A 6,556-nucleotide genomic window follows, 5' to 3' on the forward strand; every position below is an offset into this window, starting at 1 on the left:
GGCAGGAAAACAAAAGTATTACCGCTGGATACAAGCAAAGCTGGTAGGACGAAATCCCGTTAATTCACCAGCATTGCCGCAGATTGGCCCCGATGCGGTCAAAATCGGCAAGCCTGATGGCCACTACTTGAACTTTCGTCACTTGAACTTTCGTCGTGCGGGGGATATCCGCGCTCGCTCAACGCGAAACAGGGGAATTGCCGATGAATGCCACGACTCACTCCGACAGGGTCGAATCAAACGAGATTGACGAGGGCAATCTCGATGCCGTGACGGAAGTCGAAGCCGGCATCCGTGACTTCGTGCGCAACGATATCGCCTATCTGCGGCGCCCGGCGCCGCCGGCCGCGGCGGTAACGCCGGAAGTGCAGGAGCCGACCCACGAAACGACGGTCACCAACGTGAACTCGCTGATCCAGCGCGTCGCCGGGGCTTCGCTGGGGGAAATCGAAAAGCTGATTTCCGAGCTGGAAAGCCTGCGCGAACTGCTCCACGCCGAAGGTCAGCGGGTGCAGCGCGAGATCTCCGGCTACGCCCAGCTCAGCCAGGCGGCGATGAAGTCCACGCGGATGATCGCCGACAACGTGGCGCAGTGGAAGCGCGCCGCCGACGGCCTGCGCAACAACGGCGGCTAGCCGCCATTCAGGCCACGCCGCGACCGCCGCCTTCCGTCCTCGGAAGGGAGCGGCGGCCGATTCCCGAAACGAAGGTGCCATCATCCGATGGCGCCATAACAAGCTTGACGCGTTTTCGGCCGAAAGCGCCAGATCAGGGGACGGGGGATTGAAATGGAGACTTTGGAAGGCCTTCGGCCGGAAACCACCGAGGCGCTGCCGCTGCGCATGTCGCATCACCGCGTCAGCACGCTCTTGCTGCGCTTCGTCGGCATCCTGTTTCTGACGGTGACGGCTCTGGCCTATCTCTGGAGCCGCTGAGCGCAACCGGTTAGCGCGGCGTTAACCTACTGGCTCTCGATCGGGGCGGCATCGAGCGAATAGATGCCGTCGGCATAGCCCTTCACCACCATCGCCGTGGTCAGCATCACCGCAACCGTCACGGTTGCAAAGATGAAGCCCACGAGCCGCAATCCGCTCCGATCCGCCATTGTCGTCCCCGCATCTGGTCCCGCGCGGCGCACTATGGCCGGCACTTGTTCAAAATGCGTTAGCAAAAATTTGGTTCCGCAAGATCGCCGCGCTCGCGGCGGCACGACACGATGCGGTAACCATGTTGGCGGGCTGTCACGCCGTGGGACGCCGCGGCACGAACACCGTGCTCAAAAACGAGATCGCCAGCTCGCCGCGCTGGTTGGTGCCGGTATTGCGGACCTGAAGGATGCCCCATTCGGGGCGCGACTTCGATTCACGGCGCGTGACCACCTCGCTTGCGTAAGCGATAGTGTCGCCGGCAAGCACCGGCTTGATCCAGCGCAACGCGCGGAAGCCCGCCGACGGCCCCCATGACGGGGCCGGCTCGCCCCGCAAGCGGGCCTGTTCGGCGCGCCGTTGACCATCGTCCACCATCACGCGGATACAGGCGGACGCGACATGCCACCCCGAGGCCGTGAGCCCGCCGAACAGCGATTTGCGGCCTTCCTCCTCGTCGAGATGGAAGCGCTGCGGATCAAACTGCCCGGCGAACTTCTTGATTCCCTCGGCCGTGAAGGTGAACGAGCCGAGCTCGCACCGGTCGCCGACCGCGATGTCCTCGAAATAGCCGATCATGCGCCCGCCTCCCCGGCCTCGCGCCGGCTGACGATCAGGACCGACACCATCTCGCACATCACAACGCCGGCCGCATTGCGCGCGGTGCTCTTGAGCGTCACCAGCCCGGTTTCCGGCCGGCTCTTCGAGACTCTCGCTTCCAGCACGTCGACGTCGAGCATCAGGTCGTCGCCCGGCCTGAGCGGCACGAGCCAGCGCAATTCGTTGACGCCGGGCGAGCCCAGCGAAGCGGTGCGGCCCATGAAGCCGTCGCACAGCATCCGCATCATCAGCGCGCAGAGATGCCAGCCCGAGCCGGCAAGGCCCTCCAGCATCGAAACGCGACCGGCTGCCTCGTCGAGATGCATCGGCTGTGGATCGAACTCGGCGGCAAAGGCGATGATCTCCTCACGCGTGACGTGGCGAGGACCGAAGGTACCGAAACGGCCAAGACTAAAGTCTTCGAAGGTCAGTTTCATCTTGACGGAATTTGCCGGAAGGAAGCCCGATTGTGGCCGCACTTTGGGGCAATCACAACACACCCGCCCGCACGGCTTGCGCTCCTTATTGTCCGAAACGTCATTCGGAGCTAGGGGCCTTGCCAGCAGCCAAATACCTGCAACTGACGCGCATTCGCTGGGGGACTACGACGATGTTCGAATTCCGGGACCTGTTCCAATGGGACCGCTTCAACGGTCCCGACCGGACCGAAACGGGAAACAAAACAAGAAGACGATCTAATTTTTCTAGGCCGTGCAAAGGCAGCGGCCTGATAAGGGGGGCACGTTGATGTTCGAGTTTAGGGACCTTCTGCAATGGGATCGCTTTGTAACGCCGTCGATCATTAAGCCGTTCTACACTCTGATCGTCGCCTTGATTATCCTGCTCGGCATCTCGGGCCTGTTGTCGGGGCTGGCCATGATGGCGATCAGTCCCTTCGGCGGGTTCATCATGATCCTGGTGACGATCGCCAGCACCATCGTTTCCGTTATCTTCGCACGTATCGCCTGCGAATTCATCCTGATTACCTTTCGGATCAATGAGCACCTAGGCGCGCTCCGCGACCAGGGTGGAATGCGATAGACCGATAGAAATGACAAAGCCGCCTTGCCGGGCGGCTTTGTTGCTGGTGTCGGGCTGGGTGTCTTATCCGCCGTCGGCCTCTGCGACCAGCCCGACAGACGCGAACGCGGCGCGGGCGGCCTTCCGGGCATCCTCGAAATCATCGAACACGCCCTCGGTCGCGATGATGATTTCATCGGCGGCGGCATCGATCGACTCGGGCGAGCCGGCCCGCCAGGGATCGAAACTATCCATCCCCCGCCGCTTTGCGGGGAGCAGCCGTGATTCGTGGGTTGATCACGGACGATGAGTGGGCCTATTTCGAACCTTTCCTGATCCGAAAGGTGGCCGTCCGCCTCGTGACCATCGCCGGGTGCTTGACGTCGCGCTGCGCGGCCATCGCCTCGGCTTCCGCTGGCCTCCAACTTTCCCGGCGGCTTTTTCGTTGCTCCGACCATGCCGGTGTTGCGCCATGCGCCGCTTGGATGGGCGTGCCTTCCCGCTCGTGACCTTGAAGACGTGCACGCTCGTGGTCTGCAAGGTCTCGGGGCGAAGTTCGCTTCCGTCACCGCCTTGATGCGCTCGCGATCGATCATTGGCCGTTCGGCGCGGCGTTGGAGACATTGAACGCGGACTGCGGCGTGACGGTCGCGATGTAGAACGCGGTTGAGATCATGGACTCCGTCTCGATGCTTCTGCCTCCGGCATCGGTCACCCGTTGCGGGGCGAGCTTCGACTCGACTGAGCGGATTTGCACTACATATCCGCCTTGCGTTGCCTGCCCGACGAAGCCCGGGAGCATGTCGGCGGGCAGCTCTATAAGTATCGAGCGGTCATCGTTCTCGGCGAGGATGGTGCCGAAGTGGGCTTTGATGATGTCGCGGATGCTCATGACCTAGCTAGTGGGAACGCCAGTAATTCATCACGCCACCATCATCAAGCTTCTACTGGCTGGTGATCGGGTTGATTTCACTGATGGGCCTTTCCGGCATCTTCTCCGGACTTGCCGCGATGGCCATCAGCCCATTCGGCGGTTTCCTATTGCTGCTCTCCTCCATCGCGAACGTACAGATCGGCATCGTGTTCTCTCGCATCGCCGCCGAGTTCATCCTGATCGTGTTGCGAATCAACGAGCATCTCGGCGCAATCCGCGACCAGGGCGGGATGCGGTAGAACGAGGAGGCACCCCGCCTTAGGTGTTGAAGCGGAAATGCATGACGTCACCGTCGGCGACCACATACTCCTTTCCTTCCAGCCTCAGCTTGCCGGCGTCGCGGGCGCCGGCCTCGCCGCCGAGCGCGACGTAGTCGTCATAGGCGATGGTCTCGGCGCGGATGAAGCCCTTCTCGAAATCGGTATGGATTACGCCTGCCGCGGCCGGCGCCTTGATGCCGCGGTGGATGGTCCAGGCCCGCGCCTCCTTTGGGCCCACCGTGAAATAGGTGATGAGGTCGAGGAGCTGGTAGCCGGCGCGAATCAGCCGGTCGAGGCCGGCTTCCGCGAGGCCCAGCGTCTCCAGGAAGTCGGTGCGCTCCTCGCGTGAGAGTGTCGCGATTTCCGATTCGATCTTGGCGGAAATCGCCACCGCGACCGCGCCTTCCTTTTTCGCGCGCTCGAACACCTGATTTGAGAAACCGTTACCGTCCTTCGCGGCTCCTTCCTCGACGTTGCAGACGTAGAGCACGGGCTTCGAGGTCAAAAGCCCGAGCATGCCGAAGGCGCGCTCCTCCTCCGCCTTCCGCTCCAGCAGCCGCGCCGGCCTGCCGTCGCGCAGCAGCACCAGCGTCCGATTGACGAGATCGAGCTGCTCCTTGGCGTCCTTGTCGTTGCCCTTGGCCTTCTTCGAAAGATTGTCGACGCGCTTCTCCAGGCTCTCCAGATCGGCGAGCATCAGCTCGGTCTCGATCGTCTCGATATCGGCGGGCGGCGCGATCTTGCCCTCGACATGGGTGATGTCGGAATCCTCGAAACAGCGCACCACATGCGCAATCGCATCAACCTCGCGGATCGTGGCGAGGAACTGATTGCCGAGGCCCTCGCCCTTCGAAGCTCCCTTGACGAGACCCGCAATGTCGACGAAGGTCAGCCGGGTCGGGATGATCTGCGCCGATTTGGCGATCGCGGCGAGCTTGTCGAGCCGGGAATCGGGCACAGCGACCTCGCCGACATTCGGCTCGATGGTGCAGAACGGGTAGTTCGCCGCTTGCGCCACCGCGGTCTCGGTCAGCGCGTTGAACAGGGTCGATTTGCCGACATTGGGCAAGCCGACGATACCGCATTTGAATCCCATCTCGAGTCCCGAAATCCGTTGGCAACGGCGCGCACGGCCTACTTTGCGCTCTCATCGCGTTGATCGAAAAATCCCTTGGCCTGCAGCGCCAGATGCACCTTGTTCTGGAAGGTCGAATCGTGACCCGTGGCGAGCAGGCCGGCATGATCGGCGACCGCCTCGGACAGGGCTGTGACCAACGGCCCTTCCTCCTTGAAGAAATCGGACAACACGTAAGCGTGCACCAGATCCTTGACACCGGGATGCCCGATGCCGAGCCGCACCCGGCGATACTCGTTGCCGATGTGCGAGGAGATGGAGCGCAAGCCGTTGTGTCCGGCGGTGCCGCCGCCGACCTTCACCCGCACCTTTGCCGGCTGCAGCTCGAGTTCGTCCTGGAATACGGTCACTTGGCTCGCGTCGAGCTTGAAGAAGCTCGCCGCCTCCTGCACCGCGCGACCGGACTCGTTCATGTAGGTCGTGGGCTTGAGCAGGATCACGCGCTCGCCGTCCAGCGTCCCTTCCGACGTCTCGCCCTGAAAACGGCGGCGCCAAGGCCCAAAACCATGACGCCGCGCAATTTCATCGACCACGACGAAGCCGATATTGTGCCGGTTACGCGCGTATTTCGCGCCGGGATTGCCGAGGCCGACAAAGAGCAGCATGACGCGGCATCCCGCGTGAAAGCTTATTTCTTCTTGTCGCCACCACCGGCAGGCGCTTTCGCGCCAGCCGCAGGCGCCGCAGCACCGGCGGCAGGCGCAGCGGCCGCCGGTGCGGCTGCGGCGGGAGCACCTGGGGCAGCAGCCGTGCCCGCGGCGGCAGCAGCCGCCCTCTGCTCTTCGGCGTAGCCGGACGGCGGCACGATGGTCACGAGCGTCGCGTCCTCGCGCGTCAGTGGCTTCACACCCGTCGGCAGCTTGATGTCGGAGAGATGCAGCGAGTGGCTGATCTCGAGGCTCGACACGTCGGCCTCGATGAACTGCGGGATATTGTCGACCGAGCATTCGAGATCGATGGCATGGGTCACGATGTTGACCGTGCCGCCGCGCTTCACGCCGGGCGAGGCTTCCGCCTTCTGGACATGCAAGGGGACGCTGACACGGATGGTCGCGCCTTCACCGAGCCTGAGGAAGTCAACATGGATCGGGAAGTCGCGGACCGGATCGAGGTGGAAGTCTCGCGGAATCACGCGGTGCTTCTTGCCCTCCAGGTTGATGTCGTAGATCGTGGTCAGGAACCGGCCGGCCAGGATGCGCTGGCGCAGTTCGCGGTCCTCCACCGAGATCGGCAGCGGGGGCTGGTTGTCACCATAGATCACTCCGGGCACTCTCCCGGCGCGACGCTCTGCCCGTGCGGCCCCCTTGCCGACTGACGGACGCGCGGTCGCCTTCAATTCCTCGACGGTCGTCGCCATAGTCTTAAGTCCTTGTTTTCAAAACGATAAAGGCCGCTACGCGGCCCGTGCTTCGGTCCCGCGGCAGCGCCTCCAGGGGTGCGGGGGCCGCGGACGTGGCGGGCT

At 63.2% G+C, this 6,556-nt stretch carries 13 protein-coding genes; 5 read left to right on the forward strand and 8 right to left on the reverse strand.

Annotated elements, in window-relative coordinates; translation table 11 throughout:
• The 3 genes from JOY90_RS00380 to JOY90_RS00390 all read left to right on the forward strand — a co-directional run.
• A partial coding sequence (locus JOY90_RS00380) for a hypothetical protein (RefSeq protein WP_291689195.1) occupies positions 1 to 250 on the forward strand: 250 nt, incomplete at its 5' end.
• A complete protein-coding gene (locus JOY90_RS00385) occupies positions 204 to 635 on the forward strand; it encodes a hypothetical protein (RefSeq protein WP_291689205.1) in 432 nt (143 codons plus the stop codon). The genes JOY90_RS00380 and JOY90_RS00385, both read left to right, overlap by 47 nt.
• A gap of 153 nt (positions 636 to 788) precedes the next feature.
• Positions 789 to 935 (forward strand): hypothetical protein, encoded by a 147-nt coding sequence (locus JOY90_RS00390; RefSeq protein WP_291689196.1) that lies wholly within the window; start codon positions 789 to 791, stop codon positions 933 to 935.
• Positions 936 to 961: 26 nt separating this feature from the next.
• Here the strand turns inward: JOY90_RS00390 and JOY90_RS00395 are convergent, their stop codons facing one another.
• The 3 genes from JOY90_RS00395 to JOY90_RS00405 all read right to left on the reverse strand — a co-directional run bounded on the left by JOY90_RS00395 (position 962) and on the right by JOY90_RS00405 (position 2,182).
• On the reverse strand, positions 962 to 1,105 hold the full coding sequence (locus JOY90_RS00395) for a hypothetical protein (RefSeq protein ID WP_291689197.1): 144 nt from the start codon (positions 1,103 to 1,105) through the stop codon (positions 962 to 964).
• 136 nt (positions 1,106 to 1,241) lie between these two features.
• On the reverse strand, positions 1,242 to 1,721 hold the full coding sequence (locus tag JOY90_RS00400) for a MaoC family dehydratase (protein WP_291689206.1): 480 nt from the start codon (positions 1,719 to 1,721) through the stop codon (positions 1,242 to 1,244).
• The gene (locus tag JOY90_RS00405; protein WP_291689198.1) at positions 1,721 to 2,182 is read right to left on the reverse strand and encodes a MaoC family dehydratase; all 462 of its coding nucleotides are present in this window, start codon (positions 2,180 to 2,182) and stop codon (positions 1,721 to 1,723) included. Before JOY90_RS00405 ends, JOY90_RS00400 begins: the two co-directional genes overlap by 1 nt.
• Positions 2,183 to 2,492: 310 nt before the next feature.
• On the opposite strand from JOY90_RS00405, the gene JOY90_RS00410 reads away from it, so the two are divergent.
• A complete protein-coding gene (locus JOY90_RS00410) occupies positions 2,493 to 2,786 on the forward strand; it encodes a DUF4282 domain-containing protein (RefSeq protein WP_291689199.1) in 294 nt (97 codons plus the stop codon).
• Positions 2,787 to 2,849: 63 nt separating this feature from the next.
• Here the strand turns inward: JOY90_RS00410 and JOY90_RS00415 are convergent, their stop codons facing one another.
• On the reverse strand, positions 2,850 to 3,020 hold the full coding sequence (locus JOY90_RS00415) for a hypothetical protein (protein WP_291689200.1): 171 nt from the start codon (positions 3,018 to 3,020) through the stop codon (positions 2,850 to 2,852).
• Positions 3,021 to 3,357: 337 nt separating this feature from the next.
• Positions 3,358 to 3,657, reverse strand: a complete 300-nt coding sequence (locus tag JOY90_RS00420) for a hypothetical protein (RefSeq protein ID WP_291689201.1) — start codon at positions 3,655 to 3,657, stop codon at positions 3,358 to 3,360.
• A gap of 29 nt (positions 3,658 to 3,686) precedes the next feature.
• On the opposite strand from JOY90_RS00420, the gene JOY90_RS00425 reads away from it, so the two are divergent.
• The gene (locus tag JOY90_RS00425; protein WP_291689207.1) at positions 3,687 to 3,938 is read left to right on the forward strand and encodes a DUF4282 domain-containing protein; all 252 of its coding nucleotides are present in this window, start codon (positions 3,687 to 3,689) and stop codon (positions 3,936 to 3,938) included.
• A gap of 19 nt (positions 3,939 to 3,957) precedes the next feature.
• On the opposite strand, the gene ychF is transcribed toward JOY90_RS00425, so the two are convergent.
• The 3 genes from ychF to JOY90_RS00440 are packed head-to-tail and all read right to left on the reverse strand — an operon-like array spanning position 3,958 to position 6,451.
• Positions 3,958 to 5,055: a redox-regulated ATPase YchF gene (gene ychF / locus JOY90_RS00430; RefSeq protein ID WP_291689202.1), complete on the reverse strand. Its 1,098-nt coding sequence runs from the start codon at positions 5,053 to 5,055 to the stop codon at positions 3,958 to 3,960.
• Between the two features lie 38 nt (positions 5,056 to 5,093).
• The gene (gene pth, locus JOY90_RS00435) at positions 5,094 to 5,699 is read right to left on the reverse strand and encodes an aminoacyl-tRNA hydrolase (protein ID WP_291689203.1); all 606 of its coding nucleotides are present in this window, start codon (positions 5,697 to 5,699) and stop codon (positions 5,094 to 5,096) included.
• Positions 5,700 to 5,722: 23 nt separating this feature from the next.
• On the reverse strand, positions 5,723 to 6,451 hold the full coding sequence (locus tag JOY90_RS00440) for a 50S ribosomal protein L25/general stress protein Ctc (protein ID WP_291689204.1): 729 nt from the start codon (positions 6,449 to 6,451) through the stop codon (positions 5,723 to 5,725).
• Positions 6,452 to 6,556: the final 105 nt, after the last annotated feature.

The sequence above is a fragment of the Bradyrhizobium sp. genome, assembly GCF_019242285.1.
In the GTDB taxonomy this organism is placed as follows: domain Bacteria; phylum Pseudomonadota; class Alphaproteobacteria; order Rhizobiales; family Xanthobacteraceae; genus Bradyrhizobium.

Bases quoted from the DNA above. Each gene is read 5' to 3' on its own strand.
- JOY90_RS00385 (WP_291689205.1), top strand. From the start codon at position 204: ATGAATGCCACGACTCACTCCGACAGGGTCGAATCAAACGAGATTGAC.
- JOY90_RS00390 (WP_291689196.1), top strand. From the start codon at position 789: ATGGAGACTTTGGAAGGCCTTCGGCCGGAAACCACCGAGGCGCTGCCG.
- JOY90_RS00395 (WP_291689197.1), bottom strand. From the start codon at position 1,105: ATGGCGGATCGGAGCGGATTGCGGCTCGTGGGCTTCATCTTTGCAACC.
- JOY90_RS00405 (WP_291689198.1), bottom strand. From the start codon at position 2,182: ATGAAACTGACCTTCGAAGACTTTAGTCTTGGCCGTTTCGGTACCTTC.
- JOY90_RS00410 (WP_291689199.1), top strand. From the start codon at position 2,493: ATGTTCGAGTTTAGGGACCTTCTGCAATGGGATCGCTTTGTAACGCCG.
- JOY90_RS00415 (WP_291689200.1), bottom strand. From the start codon at position 3,020: ATGGATAGTTTCGATCCCTGGCGGGCCGGCTCGCCCGAGTCGATCGAT.
- JOY90_RS00420 (WP_291689201.1), bottom strand. From the start codon at position 3,657: ATGAGCATCCGCGACATCATCAAAGCCCACTTCGGCACCATCCTCGCC.
- ychF (WP_291689202.1), bottom strand. From the start codon at position 5,055: ATGGGATTCAAATGCGGTATCGTCGGCTTGCCCAATGTCGGCAAATCG.
- pth (WP_291689203.1), bottom strand. From the start codon at position 5,699: ATGCTGCTCTTTGTCGGCCTCGGCAATCCCGGCGCGAAATACGCGCGT.
- JOY90_RS00440 (WP_291689204.1), bottom strand. From the start codon at position 6,451: ATGGCGACGACCGTCGAGGAATTGAAGGCGACCGCGCGTCCGTCAGTC.